This window comes from Zobellia galactanivorans (genome assembly GCF_000973105.1).
GTDB lineage: Bacteria > Bacteroidota > Bacteroidia > Flavobacteriales > Flavobacteriaceae > Zobellia > Zobellia galactanivorans.
Map to the genome: position 1 here is coordinate 1448872 of NC_015844.1, position 16149 is coordinate 1465020.

A 16149-nucleotide genomic window follows, 5' to 3' on the forward strand; every position below is an offset into this window, starting at 1 on the left:
AAAAAGAACCCTTTTTCACATATTGTTCAAAATTTTAGAAATCAAGGCATTACATGTTCGATTTTCATCTCAAAACCTTACAGAAAAATAAAAATTTAAAATGATTCTAAATTAGAAAGGTAGGTTAAGTAGTTATCTTTAAAAACGACAGAACACACAATTATCAGAATAATATGGAGCATATCGTCATCATTGGCAACGGAATTTCGGGCGTAACGGCCGCAAGGCACATTCGTAAACTCTCGGACAAGAAAATTACCATCATGTCGGCAGAGACCGATTATTTCTTTTCGCGAACGGCCTTAATGTATGTATACATGGGCCATATGAAGTTCGAACACACCCAGCCCTACGAGAACTGGTTCTGGAAAAAGAACCGAATCGAATTGGTAAAAGACTACGTCACCCAAGTCGACCCCGAGAACAAACGTTTGGTCCTTACCGAAGGGAAAACCATGGACTTTGACAAGTTGATAATTGCTACGGGTTCAAAACCTAATAAGTTCGGTTGGAAAGGGCAAGATCTGAAGGGGGTTCAAGGGCTATACTCCAAGCAAGACCTTGATCAGCTCGAAGCCGATGCCCCAAACAAAGATGCTTGCAACCGTGCCGTAATCGTCGGCGGGGGATTGATCGGTATAGAATTGGCCGAAATGCTCAGAAGTCGGGAAATACCGGTAACCTTTTTGGTCCGTGAGGAAAGTTTTTGGAACGGGGTTTTACCCAAGGGTGAATCTCAGATGATCAATGAACATATTAAAGAACACCATATCGACCTTAAGTTAGGCACCAATCTTGTTGAAATCCTGCCCGATGAAAACGGTCGGGCCAAGGCCGTAGTTACCGACAAGGGAGAAACCATAGCTTGCAACCTGGTAGGCTTGACGGCCGGTGTGACCCCCAATATCGATTTCTTGAAAGATTCGGGCATTGCACTGGGAAGAGGCGTAAAAGTCGACCGCTTTCTTGAGACCAATATAAAGGGAATCTACGCGATCGGCGATTGTGCGGAACAGCACGAACCCATAGGAAACCGACGCCCCATAGAGGCCGTTTGGTATACCGGACGAATGATGGGCGAGGCATTGGCACAGACCATTTGCGGTAAACCCCGAAAATATAGCCCGGGCCATTGGTTCAATTCCGCCAAGTTTCTCGACATCGAATACCAAACTTATGGGTGGGTCTTTAGCGAAAGAACAAAAAAAGAACACGAAAGTCATTTTCACTGGCGCCATCCTTCCGAAAAAATATGTATTACCGTAGCCTACGATAAAGATTCCAAAAAATTCCTTGGCATCAACACCTTCGGTATTCGCATGCGTCACGAAATATTTGACCGATGGCTCACCGAAGAACGTGACGTCGATTACGTAATGCAATACCTAAAAGACGCCAATTTCGACCCAGAATTCTATTCGCATTACGAAGAGCAGATCATCTCAAAATACAACTCGGTAATGCAAACCAGCCTATCCGTAAAGAAAAAGAGCTGGAAACGAATTTTTAGTAAACCAACAAGAAGCGAGCCCATGAGGCAATCGTAAAGGAATAACTTGGAAATTTCGAGGCGAACCTCGGAGCATTTAATCTCGATTATCGAGCAAAGCTTAACCCGAAATAAAAAATGAAAGCAATAAAAAACTTAGGCCTAGTTATCTTCTTAATAGGACTTGCCATTTTTACTGCCGTTCCTGTATTAGGCACGTTCAGATTAGACCAAAGCACCTTTGACGAAATCATAAAGGAAAAGAACATTAAAAGTGATGTTTTTATTCAATCTATAAACGAAAATGTAGTCGGCAAAGATTTCAAGGGCATGCTAAGCCTATCGCCAGTAGTCAGTTCCGCCATAGATGCAGCCAATAGCCAGCACAGAAAAAACAAAGAATACAACAAGGTAATCTATACCTCCGGTCATGATATGGCCGCCTTGGTCGGCAAGAAATCCGGAACCGGGTTTATTGCCCAAAACAAAGGCCTCATGTGGTTCTTTACCTTTGGCCTGGGCATTATCGGTGCACTAATGTTCATTCTGCCCAATGTTGTTTTATTGGGCAAAAAGGGAATCAAGAACAACGGCGTCTACCATGAGAGCGCCACGAACCGAGGTTGGATCGCGTGGATGGTCTTTATATTTCTGGTCTCGTTTTACCTCGTTCTATATTTCAGGCCCGAATTTGCCGTAAACTGGACCTTTCTCGTAGACCCCATAAGTGAAAGCCTAAGTGGAAACCCTGCGGGACATTGGTTTGTATATGGCTTTATGTACTGTGTAGTCATGACGGTAATGGCCGTTCGTATGTACATCAAATACCGACATAATATGTACCAAGTGGTTCGGACCACATCGGTACTCTTCTTTCAAATTGTCTTTGCCTTCTTGATTCCTGAAATAATGGTGCGTTTACAAATGCCCTATTACGATTTCAAGAATGCCTTTCCCCTAGATTATGATTTCTTTTTTCAGTGGAATTTAAAAGAACTCCTCAATAGCGGAGGCATTGGTTTGTTCATTCTAGTTTGGGGCATTGTCCTCACCTTGGTTATCGTGCCCGTAATGGTTTATTTCTTTGGAAAAAGATGGTACTGTTCTTGGGTCTGTGGCTGTGGAGGACTGGCCGAAACCTTAGGCGACCCTTACCGTCAGCATTCGAGTAAATCATTGTTTTCTTGGAAGGTAGAGCGTTGGCTGATACACGGTGTTTTGCTTTTTGCCATAGTGATGACCGGTATGACGCTATATAGTTTCTTTACGGAGTCTAGCACCATATTCGGCATAAAGACCCAAAGTGTTCAAAACACCTATAGCCTTATGATCGGAGCTATTTTCGCGGGGGTTATCGGCACTGGGTTCTACCCTATTTTCGGTAACCGCGTATGGTGTAGGTTCGGATGCCCCTTAGCCGCATACCTTGGCTTCGTACAACGTTTTAAATCACGTTTTAGAATTACGACCAATGGCGGACAATGTATCTCTTGCGGAAATTGTTCCACCTATTGCGAACAAGGTATTGACGTACGTGCCTATGCCCAAAAAGGCGAGAATATCGTACGCTCTAGCTGTGTAGGCTGTGGTATATGTTCCGCCGTATGCCCGAGAGGCGTACTAAAATTGGAGAATGGCCCGGAAGAAGGACGTATCAATCCAACCGAAGTACTATTGGGCAATGATGTTGATTTAATGGAACTGGTCAACAAAAAATAATCCGTTAGGACAAAACAAGAAGTCCCTAAATGAAATTGCCCTAAGACGTAAGTACTACCCTGCGTTAGCGACCAATTACCAACACTATAGAAAATGTTCGTAAAACTCTTTGTCATGGCTCTTCTAGTGCTGTCGGGGCTTACACCCGATAAGGACGGCACATACCATAAAGCGTATTTTCAGAACGGAACCTTAAAGGCCGAAGGTTGGCTACAAAACGGAAAAAAAGTCGATTATTGGAAGTTTTACCACAACAATGGACGGATTGCCGAACAGGGGCACTATCAAAACGACCAACGTACCGGCTACTGGCACTTTTTTGACCGTAACGGAAAATCGGTTCAAGAAGGACATTTTAAAAATGGCAAGAAATGGGACTGGTGGTTGTTCTACGATGCCCAAGGCAAAGTCAACCATAAATGTCAGCTGAGCAACGGCCTGAAAAACGGATATTGCCTTAAGTATATCAACGAAAAACTAACTTCCGCAGAAAAATACAGAAATGGCAAAAAAATCAACGAGTGGTTTAGTTTTAGTAGCTTTAGACGCGAAAACAAGCTCTCCGACCTAAAATGAACCTATTCCTTTCCATCTTTCTTTTTTGCTCGCCTCTATTCCTCTTAGGACAAAGCGAACTTAACTATCCGGAGCTGCTATATCCACCTCAGGCCATCAAGGCCAATTGGGTGAGCCATCCCGATATTCAGGGTGGGGAAGACCGTATTGTATTGTTCCGAAACGAATGGATGGTAGACGACCCTTCGGAAGCATTCATTATAAATATTTCAGCGGACAACCATTACTTCTTGTACGTAAACGGCAATTTGGTGACGCATGGGCCCCAATTGAGCGATATACGCCATTGGAAATACGAAACCATAGACCTCAAGACCTATCTCAAGACCGGCAAAAACCTGATCGCCATAAAGGTGGTCAATTATGGTAAACGCAGATTTTACGGTATGCAATCGATTTTTACCTCACTTATGGTAAACGGGGCGACCGAAAATGCAAAAGTACTCAACACCTCGGGCACAGACGATGGATGGAAATGCTCCATAGACGATTCGTACCGAGCCTTGGAAGTAAATTGGAGAGGTGGCGGCCCTAAATCTATCGTAGGTGGTTTTTACGCAAACAACCCCACTGATTTTGTAGACAAAAACCACTATCCTACCGACTGGGAACAACCCGATTTTGATGATTCCGACTGGGTTGACACCCAATTTTTTGAAGGGGCGAGCAGTATGGGCGGATCCATGGCCTATTTGCTTGAACCGAGAAACCTACCCTTGCTCACTTGGGAAAAAGAAGGCATAGGACATACCGTAAGAACCTCCGACATTGACGTTTCCGAATTTCCGGTTTCAGGCAAAACCGTGGTTCCCGAGCATAAAAAAATACGCTTTCTCATCGACCAGAAGTATGTCACCAATGGTTTTCCCGAGCTTATTTTCAGTAAAGGAAAAAACGCCCATATCAAAATCAAATACGCCGAAAACCTATTTGGACCCAAGAACACCAAGGGAGACCGAAATATTATAAAAGGAAAGGAGCTGCTAGGGTATTACGACCATGTCGTCTCCAACGGAAAAGAACGACAGAAATTCACCCCCAATTGGATGCGTACCTTCCGCTTTGTGGAATTTGAGATAGAAACCAAGGGGCAAGAATTGGTACTCGACAGTTTTAGCAACTACCGGTCACGGACCCACATCCCCTCCATAGCCCGGTTTTCATCGAACAACGAAACGTACAATGCCATCTTCGACATCTGTAAAAGAACGGTAGACATCTGTACCCAAGATTATTTCTTGAGCGATGCCTATTACGAGACCATGCAATATGTAGGCGACACCAAGATCCACGCGCTTCTTTGGCAGGCTATGAGCGGCAACCTCGCACATACCAAGAACGCCATTGAACAGTTCCATCGGTCACGAGATGCCGACGGCAATATCTTGGGTGCCTATCCCCTGCGATCAACCTTTATTTACCCCACCTATTCCTTGGTTTGGGTAGATATGGTCTATGACTATTACCAACTTACGAACGACACCGATTTTATCAACACCTATAAAGACGGTATAATACACACCTTGGCCGGTTTTGAAAAGAACATGAACGAGCTGAATTTGGTGAACGAAACCCAGTACCGCTATTTTGTAGATTGGTATACCGGCCCCAACAACGGAGGCGGCACGGCCACCAAGAACAATGGCAAGAATTCCGCCGTGGTAAGCCTTCATTATGTACATGCACTTCAAAATGCCGCGCGCCTATTCAAGGCCATAGGGGACAAACACACCGCCGACACTTACCTCGACCGCGCGACAGCCATTAAAAGCTCGGTCTATAAACTCTGTTTTGACCCGAACAAAAATATTTTTGCGGAACGGCCCGACAAGACCGTTTACGACCAGCACACCAATATCATGGCCGTACTCACCGATGCCATTGCCGAAAGCGAACAAAAGGCACTGTTGTCAAACATATTGAACGACCCCAAATTGTTGCAGGCCACTTATTATTACCGCTACTATTTATTCGAAGCCATAAAAAAAGTTGGGGCACCCGAGCTCTTCGACCTTGCCCAACGCCCCTGGCAAGCCATGATCGACAACCATATGACCACTACCCTTGAACGTTTTGAAAGCGATAAAAAGCCCACACGCTCTGAAGTACACCCATGGAGTGCTTCCCCTGCCTATTTTTATTTTAATTATTTAGCGGGAATAAAATCGGTAAAGAACGATTTTCAGGAAATTGAAATAGCTCCCGTTTTCGGCATTCTCGAAGATATGGAAGGATTGCTTCCTACCTCAAAAGGAAACATCCTTTTCCATCTAAAAAAAATAAGATCAAAGCTTTCAGCAGAAATTATAGTTCCTAAGGAAATGTCCGGCGAACTGGTTTGGAACGAAAAACACATCCCTTTAAAACACGGCCAACATACCTACATTCTAAAATAAGTCTCAATAATGCCAACAACAGACATTAAAGTCATAATTCCCGCCTTTAACGAGGCCGATTCCATAGCTTCGGTAATTGCCGAAATTCCGAAATCGGTCTCTGAAATCATCGTTGTTAATAACAATTCTACCGATAATACGGCTAAAAATGCCGCTGATGCCGGAGCTACCGTATTGACTGAGAGCAAGATGGGGTATGGATATGCCTGTTTAAAAGGAATGGACTATATCGCTAAACAATCCAAAGCACCCGATATTATCGTATTTGTTGACGGAGACTATTCCGATTATCCTGAAGAACTTGATAAACTTGTAGCTCCGATACGCAATAAAGAATTTGATTTTGTAATTGGCGCCCGCGTAAAGCGACTTAGAGAAGAGGGAAGCATGACGCCACAGCAGATTTTTGGCAATTGGTTGGCTACTTTTTTAATGAAATTGTTTTTTGGGGCAACATTTACCGACCTTGGTCCGTTTAGAGCAATAGCCTATGATAAGTTATTAAAACTCAACATGGAGGATAAAACTTACGGATGGACGGTAGAGATGCAATTGAAGGCTTTAAAGAAAAAATTGACATACACCGAAGTACCAGTACGTTACAAAAAAAGAATTGGTGTGTCAAAAGTATCGGGAACCGTAAAAGGTAGTATATTTGCGGGCATAAAAATATTAGGTTGGATTTTTAAATATAGCATAAAATAATATGGGTTTATTGATCGCTTACATTATTATCGCAATCTACAGTATCGCGCTATTGTTGATATTTTTTTACAGTTTAGCACAACTCAACCTCTTGGTGAACTACTTGGGCTACAAAAGACGCAACCAAATAGCACCAAAGTTCAATCTTCTAGATCCGAAAGAAATTCCTTACGTAACCATTCAGCTGCCTGTCTATAACGAAGAATACGTTATGGAGCGCTTATTGGAAAACATTGCAAAAATAGAATACCCCAAAAGTAAGCTTGAGATCCAAGTGCTTGACGACTCTACCGACGACTCGGTAATCGATACGGCGGCACGGGTAAAAGCCCTACAGGAAACCGGTCTCGATATTCAGCACATACGGCGTGAAAACCGCCAAGGCTTTAAGGCCGGTGCCTTAAAAGAGGGCTTGGAAATAGCCAAAGGTGAGTTCATTGCCATTTTCGATGCCGATTTTATGCCTTCCGCCGACTGGCTGAAAAAAACCGTTATTTACTTTAAAGATCCCGAAATAGGGGTCGTACAGACCCGTTGGGGACATATCAACCGCGAATATTCAACATTGACCCGTATCCAAGCCTTTGCCTTGGATGCCCATTTTACCCTTGAGCAAGTCGGAAGAAACGCAAAAGGTCACTTTATCAATTTTAACGGTACTGCCGGTATATGGCGAAAGCAATGTATTCTCGATGCCGGAAACTGGGAAGGCGATACCTTGACCGAAGACCTTGACCTCAGTTACCGCGCCCAGCTGAAGAACTGGAAATTCAAATACCTTGAAGACGTTGAGACCCCTGCAGAACTGCCTGTGGTTATAAGTGCCGCCCGTTCACAACAATTCCGCTGGAACAAGGGAGGGGCCGAAAACTTCAGAAAAACGGTATGGAGCGTTATTACCGCCAAGAACATTTCGTTCAAGACGAAATTTCACGGGGTTATGCATTTGCTGAACAGCTCTATGTTCCTTTGTGTATTCTTGGTCTCGCTATTGAGCATTCCCGCCATGTACATCAAGGCCATTTTCCCACAACTGGATATCGTCTTTACCATGTTGAGCTTCTTTGTTCTGAGTACGATTATACTCTTTGTCTGTTATTGGTTCACCTATAAGAGCATACAGGGTAGCAGCTTTGACAATTTTGTAGATTATATAAAATTGTTCTTTACCTTCTTTTCGGTGGCCTTAGGCTTTTCCTTACACAACTCAATTGCCGTTCTTGAAGGGCATATGGGCAAGCGTAGTGAATTTGTACGTACACCGAAATTCAACTTGAACAGTCTTACCGACTCTTGGAAAGGGAACAAGTACCTGACCAAAAAATTGTCGCCGAACATGATTCTTGAAGCCGTTCTTATGGTCTACTTCCTATTCGGAATGTATAGCGCCATTCCTTTGAACGATTTCGGACTGTTTCCGTTTCACTTTATGCTTTTTGTGGGCTTTGGATTTGTTTTTACCAAATCTTTAACAGCTCGGGCCTAAAGAAATAATTCATACCTACAAGTCATTTAATTTTCTTATTTTTTCGGTTGCAAGAACACACCGATAAATGCCCAACCAGCCTACTACATATTTAAAATTGCACAAGGTGCCCATTATCTTGGCCCTATTGAGTGCATTTTTATATTACACCTTTGCCTATCAACTTGAGCGAACGGACTTCATTAAGCTATTGACGCTCTTTGCCGCTTCCTTTTTTATCTGTTACAAACTCATACAGTTCGAAAAATGGAACTTCAAGTTTCTGATCATTACAGGTATTCTTTTTCGGCTGATCTTCTTGGCCGCAGAGCCCAACCTCTCTCAAGATTACTATCGATTTATTTGGGACGGGCACTTGGTCGGCAATTTTATCAATCCCTATTTAGCGGTACCTAACGCCCTTATCTTACAAAGCGACCTGGCCATACCCAATGCCCAGTTGCTTTACGACGGCATGGGCGACCTAAGCGCCAAACACTTCAGCAACTACCCCCCTTTGAACCAGTTGCTTTTTGCCATTGCGGCGCTCTTGGGCGGTAAGAGCATCATGGGATCCGTACTCGTCATGAAAACCATGATCATCTTATCGGATATCGGTATTTTCTATTTTGGAAGAAAGCTCTTGAAGAAGCTGAACCGTTCGCCCCATCTTATTTTTTGGTACTTCCTGAACCCCTTGGTCATTATCGAACTTACGGGAAATCTGCATTTTGAAGGCGTCATGCTCTTCTTTTTCGTTTGGGCCCTTTACCTGCTGTCTGAAAAAAAATGGGGATTGGCCGCCATTCCTTACGCCTTATCCATTTGCGTAAAACTGGTGCCCTTGCTTTTCCTTCCCCTTTTCCTAAAACACTTGGGTCTAAAAAAAAGTACCGGGTTCTATGCCTTGATCGGACTGAGCTGTTTGCTGCTCTTCCTTCCTTTTTATTCCGCCGAGTTTATTGTAAACTATTCAAAGACCGTTGGCCTTTGGTTTTCGAATTTTGAATTCAACGCCGGGCTATACAATGCGATCAAACAGATGGCCATCCAATTTGATGGCAAACCTTGGGAACTCATAAAGATCTATGGAAAAATAACACCGATCATTACCGTTATAGCGGTGCTCTTGTTTACTTTTTTCAGGGACAACCAAAAAATATCCGTACTCATAACTTCAATGCTTGCCGTACTCACCTTGTACTATTTTATGTCGGCTACGGTTCACCCATGGTACATTATATTTTTGTTGGTACTGGGCGTCTTTAGTCCCTACAGATATGCCCTACTTTGGTCAGCAACGGTCGCTCTCAGTTATTATGCGTATTCTAAGGCAGACTTCAAGGAAAACCTAGGGCTAATTGCCGTTGAATATATTTCCGTATATGTGTTTTTGATTTATGAAATTCTTAATTCAAAGAGGCAAATACCTTTTTTTCGTAAAAAATAAGCCGTAAACGTTATACTTTCGACCTAAACTTGTACATTTGACCTTCCATGAAAGGACAAAGACACATATCTAATACCTTGAGCAACCTTGCTCCCGTTCGCCCGTTTTCTCGTCGCCGTCGCCCGTAAGGGTGTTTCATATTTCATGGGAATAGGTGAGTCCATTTCCGCACAACAACCAACAATTCATTATTTTTTACAGTTTAAATCCTTTTGGCAATGAAATTAATTATTGCTAACAAGTCACATGTTAAATACGCCCAGATCATTAGCGATACCATTACGGAATCTGCTAAGGTAAGAGGCACAGGCATAGCCAAGCGTACACCGGAATATATTCAGAAACGTTTGGAAAACGGCAATGCCGTTATTGCTTTAGACGGAGACAAGTTTGCTGGCTTCTGTTATATAGAAGTATGGGGGCACGAAAAATTCGTAGCCAACTCTGGCCTTATTGTCCATCCCGATTATAGAAATCAAGGATTGGCAAAAAAAATCAAAAAAAGAATCTTCGAGCTTTCGAGGGAAAAGTTCCCCGATGCCAAAATTTTCGGCATAACCACGGGACTGGCCGTAATGAAAATGAATTACGAACTCGGATACAAACCGGTTACATTTTCTGAACTGACCGATGATCCCGAATTCTGGAAAGGCTGCCAGACCTGCAAAAATTTTGACATCCTTACCCGTACCGAACGCAAAATGTGCCTCTGTACCGGCATGCTCTACGATGGGGATAAAGAAAAAAAAGTGATCAAAAAGGAAGTGAACAGCAAAGCGTTCAAAAGACTCAAAAGCATTAAAGAATCGCTTTTTCTAAAAAAGAAAACGAACCAATAATCATAATAGGCCAGCAAATCATACGATTATGGCCCAGACAATACATCTTTTAATATGAAAAAATTAGTTTTAGCATACAGCGGCGGATTAGACACTTCGTACTGCGCTAAATATCTATCACAGGAAAAAGGTTTTGACGTACACGCGGTAAGCGTAAATACCGGAGGTTTCTCCAAGGAAGAAATAGCCGAAATCGAAGAAAAGGCCCTTCAATTGGGTGCTAGTTCATATACTTCCATAGACGCCGTTCAAACCTTTTACGACAAGGTGGTAAAATACCTCATCTTTGGCAATGTTCTAAAGAACAACACCTATCCGCTTTCGGTAAGTGCCGAACGCATCGTACAGGCCATTGAAATTGTAAACTATGCCAAAAAAATAGGCGCGGAATATATTGCCCATGGTAGTACGGGTGCAGGAAACGACCAAGTACGTTTTGATATGATCTTTCAGATCATTGCCCCCGAGATTGAGATCATCACCCCGATCAGGGACGAGAAACTGGCCCGAGAGGAAGAAATTGAATACCTGAAACAAAACGGTGTCGAATATTCTTGGGAAAAGGCAAAATACTCTATCAACAGGGGACTTTGGGGTACTTCCGTTGGAGGGGAAGAAACCCTGACCTCGGAAAAACCATTGCCCGATTCGGCTTACCCGAGCCAGTTACAGGAAAAGAACCCGACCGAAGTGAAACTCACCTTCAAAAAGGGCGAGCTTGTGGCCATAGACGGCAAAGAAGACACTCCCGTAAACAATATCATTAAACTCGACGCCCTGGCCTCTAAATACGCCATCGGACGCGACATCCATGTGGGCGATACCATTATCGGGATCAAAGGTCGGGTAGGTTTTGAAGCTCCTGCTTCCTTGATCATTATCAAAGCCCACCACCTTCTGGAAAAACACACCTTGACCAAGTGGCAACAGTTCCAAAAAGAACAGCAGGGCAACTTCTACGGCATGCTATTGCATGAAGGCAATTACCTCGATGCCGTAATGAGAAATATCGAAGCCTTTTTGACCGACACCCAAAAAACGGTTTCGGGCGACGTTTTCGTAGGATTGTACCCCTTCCAGTTCCGATTGAACGGTATTTCCTCGAAACACGATTTAATGAACGCCTCCTTCGGAAGCTATGGCGAAATGAACAAAGGCTGGACGGCCGACGAGGCCAAGGGCTTTATCAAAATACAGTCCAACGCCGGAAAAATATACAACCACGTAAACCCAAGTGATGATTAAAGCAGGTATTATAGGCGGTTCGGGTTATACAGGTGGGGAATTAATACGAATTCTACTGCACCACCCCGAGGCCGAAATAGATTTTGTTTTCAGCACTACCCGGGCGGGCAAGAAAATTACAACGGCCCATGCCGATCTGTTGGGCACGACCGAAATGGAATTCACCGGAAGCATCAATCCCGATGTAGACGTTGTATTCCTATGTCTGGGCCATGGCAATTCCTCTAAGTTCCTACAGGAAAACCAGTTCTCCGAAAACACCAAGATCATCGACCTCAGCAACGATTTCAGGTTGCAGGCCGATGCCGTTTTTGAAGGCAAAAAATTTGTTTACGGACTCCCCGAACTTAGAAAGGAAGAGATAAAGAAGGCGAACTACATTGCCAACCCCGGTTGTTTTGCAACGGCCATTCAATTGGGACTCCTTCCCTTGGCCAAAGCGAACAAACTGGGGCATACGGTACATATCAATGCCGTTACCGGTAGTACGGGTGCAGGCGTTAGTCCGTCGGCCACATCGCACTTCAGCTGGAGGAACAACAACGTTAGCTGGTACAAGCCCTTTACCCACCAACATTTGGGAGAGATCAACGAGAATTTAAAATTCTTGCAAGCCGATTCTGGAGAGCTGTTTTTCCTGCCGAACCGCGGTAATTTCGCAAGGGGAATCTTAGCGACGGCCTATACCGAATTCGACGGTAGTCTGGAAGAAGCCATCGACCTCTACAAAGGCTTTTACTCAGATGCACTGTTTACACAGGTAGCCGAAGAGCCCATCCATTTAAAACAAATCGTAAACACCAATCAGTGCCACGTTCACTTGCACAAGCATGAAAACACCTTGCTTATCACCTCGGCCATAGACAACCTATTGAAAGGGGCATCGGGCCAGGCGGTACAGAACATGAACCTGATTTTCGGATTGGGCGAAGGCATTGGCCTTAACCTTAAGGCGGGCGTATTTTAGAACACAAGAAAAAAGCTCCGTGGCGTAAAGTCCACGTCAACCATAAAGCGGAAACAACCAAAATATCAAAAATGAAAATAGCCATCATAGGAGCCGGGAATTTAGGCCTTTCCATTGCGAAGGGAATTTTAAATTCGAACGGTGCCACGACCATGTATCTCACGAAGAGAAACACTGCCGAGATAGAAGAGTATGAAAAGTATGGAAATGTAACCATCACTTCAGACAACCGGGAAGCCGTTAAGAATTCCGACATCCTTATTTTGGCCGTGCAGCCCAGTCAGCTCGAAAATATTCTGGAAAGCACCAAGGATCTGCTTACCGAAAACCATGTGGTGATCTCTACCATTACCGGTTTCAGCATTGCAAAAATGGAAAGCATTCTGGGTACCGACCACAATATTATCAGAAGTATGCCCAACACCGCTATTTCGGTAGGGCAATCAATGACCTGTATCTGCAGTAACGAAAAAGGCAAAAAGAAAATCGATTTGGCCAAGGCCATTTTCAACCGTATGGGGCATTCCATGGAAATACCCGAAACACAAATGCAGGCCGCTACGGTTATTTGCGCAAGCGGAATTGCCTTTTGGATGCGCTTGATACGGGCCACGACCCAAGGGGCCATCCAACTGGGTTTCGATGCCAAGGAAGCTCAGGAATTGGCCATGCACACCTGTAACGGCGCTGCCAGCTTGTTAATTGAATCGGGCAGCCACCCGGAAGCGGAAATCGACAAGGTTACCACCCCAAAGGGCTGTACCATTCAAGGTTTGAACGAAATGGAACACCAGGGGCTAAGCTCCTCCCTTATCCAAGGGATTGTGGCTTCCTATGAAAAAATCAGTAGAATCAAAGAGAATCAGTTGTAGAACGTCTCGCTAAAATTAGGTGTAGAACACAAGCGTCGCACCCTAGTAAAAGTTATGAATTTATTCGATGTTTACCCATTATACGATGTAACCCCAGTCTCGGCACAGGGAATAGTAGTAACCGATGACAAGGGAACGGAATACTTAGATTTTTACGGAGGTCACGCCGTAATCTCTATTGGCCACTCCCACCCGCATTACGTAAAGCGCATCACCGAGCAGTTGAACAAAATAGGGTTTTACAGCAATTCAGTAAAAAATCCCTTGCAGGAGGAATTGGCCACAAAACTCGGACAGCTTTCCAATTGTGAAAATTACAATCTGTTTTTGTGCAATTCAGGGGCCGAGGCCAATGAAAACGCCTTAAAACTGGCTTCTTTCCACACCGGAAAATCTAGGGTCATTGCCTTCACCAATGGGTTTCACGGGCGTACTTCCGCGGCTGTTGCCGCTACGGACAATCCCAAGATAAACGCACCGATCAATTTACAACAGAAGGTTACCTTTCTCCCCTTTAACGACTTACAGGCCTTTCAGGTGGAAATTGAAAAAGGCGATGTTTGCGCCGTTATCATAGAGACCATACAAGGGGTTGGCGGATTGGACGAACCTAGCACCGAGTTTTACCAAGAAGTGGCATCGCTTTGCAAGGCCAATAAAACGGTACTGATCGCAGACGAGGTACAATGTGGTTTCGGCCGAAGCGGTAAATTCTTTGCTTTTCAACACCACGACATTCAACCCGATATTATTTCGGTTGCCAAAGGTATGGGGAACGGCTTCCCCGTAGGCGGCATTTTGATCCACGAAGACATTAAGGCTTCCCACGGAATGCTAGGCACCACTTTTGGGGGGAACCATTTGGCCTGTGCGGCCACATTGGCCGTTTTGGAAGTCTTGGAAGACGAAAAGCTCATTGAAAATGCCGCCCATCTGGAAGGCTACTTCAAGGCCCTGGCCGCAGATATCCCACAAATCAAAAGAGTAAAGGGAAAAGGCCTTATGCTAGGCCTTGAATTCGATTTTGAGGTGGCCGGCCTAAGAAAAAACTTGATCCACAACCAAAAACTATTCACCGGGGGCGCAAAAGACAAACATGTGTTGCGCGTACTTCCCGCCTTAAATATTACCAAAGCCCATTTAGACACTTTTTTCACCGCCTTAAAAGCAGAATTGTAATGAGTTTATTATTGGACATAAAACAACGCAATGCCGTACTTTCCGACATGGCCCAATTGCTCGAACAAGAACGGACCGCTATCTTGGCGGCCAATAAAATAGATTTGGACAGCTATTCGGGCGATGACCTTGCCATGAGGGACCGCCTTAAGGTCGACCAAGAAAAAATAGACGGCATGATCTTGAGCCTGCAGCAACTTGCGGCACAAGAAGATCCCTTGGGTGTCGAACGCTTTAGTTTCACCCACGATAACGGTATGCACGTAAGCAATAAAACGGCTCCTTTCGGAACCATTCTTATTATTTACGAATCTAGGCCCGATGTTACCATCGAAGCGGCCGGAATCGCTTTTAAATCGGGCAACAAAATCCTATTAAAGGGAGGAAAGGAATCGTTGAACAGCAATTTATTCCTTGTCGATTTATGGCATAAGGCCCTAGAGGCCAACGGAGCCGAAACGGACTGGGTGACTTATTTGCAGTTCAACAGAACCGAAACGCAGGCTTTTCTCGAAAAGCCCAACCAAAAAATAGACCTTATCGTACCTCGGGGAGGCGAAAGGCTGATCGCCTTCGTAAAAGCGCACGCTACCTGCCCCGTTATCGTAAGTGGACGCGGAAACAACTTCGTTTACATCGATCATGAGGCCGACCTAGAGATGGCCATAGACATCATCATCAACGCGAAGACAACCAAAATATCGGCCTGCAATGCCTTGGACAAAGTACTTGTTTCTTCCGACTTGCCCCGAAAACAGCAATTCCTCCAACACTTGATCCAAGAGTTGCAAAAGAGCAAGGTCGAAATTCTGGCCGACGAGGCCATTTCAGGTATGGAAGGCACAAAGACCATAGACGACGAACAGATCTGGTACGAGGAATTTTTAGATTATAAGATCGCCATCGGACAAAGCTCCGATATCGAAGATGCCATATCTAAAATAAACACTTATGGTGGCGGGCACTCCGCAGCGATCATCACGGCCAACGACGAAACGGCCGAATACTTCATGAACAATGTTGATACGGCCGCCGTATACCATAACGCTTCCACCCGTTTTACCGACGGGGGCCAATTTGGCCTAGGTGGCGAACTGGCCATCAGCACCGATAAATTGCACCAGCGAGGCCCAATCGGACTTCAGCATTTGGTCACCAATAAATGGTATGTAAAAGGAGACGGCCAGACCCGAAGGTAGGAATACGGCCAGAGGGCTCGACCAGCATTCGCGCCTCGGCATAAACGA

The 16149-nt window shown here is 44.5% G+C and carries 13 protein-coding genes; all 13 read left to right on the forward strand.

The window, feature by feature from the left end:
- Positions 1–173 precede the first annotated feature (173 nt).
- The 13 genes from ZOBGAL_RS05765 to ZOBGAL_RS05825 all read left to right on the forward strand — a co-directional run bounded on the left by ZOBGAL_RS05765 (position 174) and on the right by ZOBGAL_RS05825 (position 16101).
- Entirely contained in the window at positions 174–1547 is a 1374-nt protein-coding gene (locus ZOBGAL_RS05765; protein WP_013992585.1) for an NAD(P)/FAD-dependent oxidoreductase, read from the forward strand.
- An 80-nt stretch (positions 1548–1627) separates the two neighbouring features.
- The gene (locus ZOBGAL_RS05770; protein ID WP_013992586.1) at positions 1628–3208 is read left to right on the forward strand and encodes a 4Fe-4S binding protein; all 1581 of its coding nucleotides are present in this window, start codon (positions 1628–1630) and stop codon (positions 3206–3208) included.
- Positions 3209–3322: 114 nt separating this feature from the next.
- A complete protein-coding gene (locus tag ZOBGAL_RS05775; RefSeq protein WP_231854800.1) occupies positions 3323–3784 on the forward strand; it encodes a toxin-antitoxin system YwqK family antitoxin in 462 nt (153 codons plus the stop codon).
- On the forward strand, positions 3781–6180 hold the full coding sequence (locus ZOBGAL_RS05780) for an alpha-L-rhamnosidase-related protein (protein ID WP_013992588.1): 2400 nt from the start codon (positions 3781–3783) through the stop codon (positions 6178–6180). The genes ZOBGAL_RS05775 and ZOBGAL_RS05780 overlap by 4 nt, the downstream gene beginning before the upstream one ends.
- Positions 6181–6189: 9 nt before the next feature.
- Entirely contained in the window at positions 6190–6885 is a 696-nt protein-coding gene (locus ZOBGAL_RS05785) for a glycosyltransferase family 2 protein (RefSeq protein WP_013992589.1), read from the forward strand.
- Position 6886: 1 nt separating this feature from the next.
- Positions 6887–8371 (forward strand): cellulose synthase family protein, encoded by a 1485-nt coding sequence (locus ZOBGAL_RS05790; protein ID WP_013992590.1) that lies wholly within the window; start codon positions 6887–6889, stop codon positions 8369–8371.
- A 67-nt stretch (positions 8372–8438) separates the two neighbouring features.
- On the forward strand, positions 8439–9800 hold the full coding sequence (locus ZOBGAL_RS05795; RefSeq protein WP_013992591.1) for a hypothetical protein: 1362 nt from the start codon (positions 8439–8441) through the stop codon (positions 9798–9800).
- 218 nt (positions 9801–10018) lie between these two features.
- Complete coding sequence (locus tag ZOBGAL_RS05800) at positions 10019–10639, forward strand: GNAT family N-acetyltransferase (RefSeq protein WP_013992592.1); 621 nt, start codon at positions 10019–10021, stop codon at positions 10637–10639.
- A 54-nt stretch (positions 10640–10693) separates the two neighbouring features.
- Positions 10694–11884: an argininosuccinate synthase gene (gene argG, locus ZOBGAL_RS05805; RefSeq protein WP_013992593.1), complete on the forward strand. Its 1191-nt coding sequence runs from the start codon at positions 10694–10696 to the stop codon at positions 11882–11884.
- Positions 11877–12851, forward strand: a complete 975-nt coding sequence (gene argC, locus ZOBGAL_RS05810) for an N-acetyl-gamma-glutamyl-phosphate reductase (protein WP_013992594.1) — start codon at positions 11877–11879, stop codon at positions 12849–12851. Before argG ends, argC begins: the two co-directional genes overlap by 8 nt.
- A gap of 71 nt (positions 12852–12922) precedes the next feature.
- The gene (gene proC / locus ZOBGAL_RS05815; protein ID WP_013992595.1) at positions 12923–13723 is read left to right on the forward strand and encodes a pyrroline-5-carboxylate reductase; all 801 of its coding nucleotides are present in this window, start codon (positions 12923–12925) and stop codon (positions 13721–13723) included.
- Between the two features lie 54 nt (positions 13724–13777).
- Positions 13778–14902, forward strand: coding sequence for an aspartate aminotransferase family protein (locus tag ZOBGAL_RS05820; protein ID WP_013992596.1), 1125 nt, complete (start codon positions 13778–13780; stop codon positions 14900–14902).
- Complete coding sequence (locus ZOBGAL_RS05825; protein ID WP_013992597.1) at positions 14902–16101, forward strand: glutamate-5-semialdehyde dehydrogenase; 1200 nt, start codon at positions 14902–14904, stop codon at positions 16099–16101. Before ZOBGAL_RS05820 ends, ZOBGAL_RS05825 begins: the two co-directional genes overlap by 1 nt.
- The last annotated feature ends 48 nt before the right edge of the window (positions 16102–16149 follow it).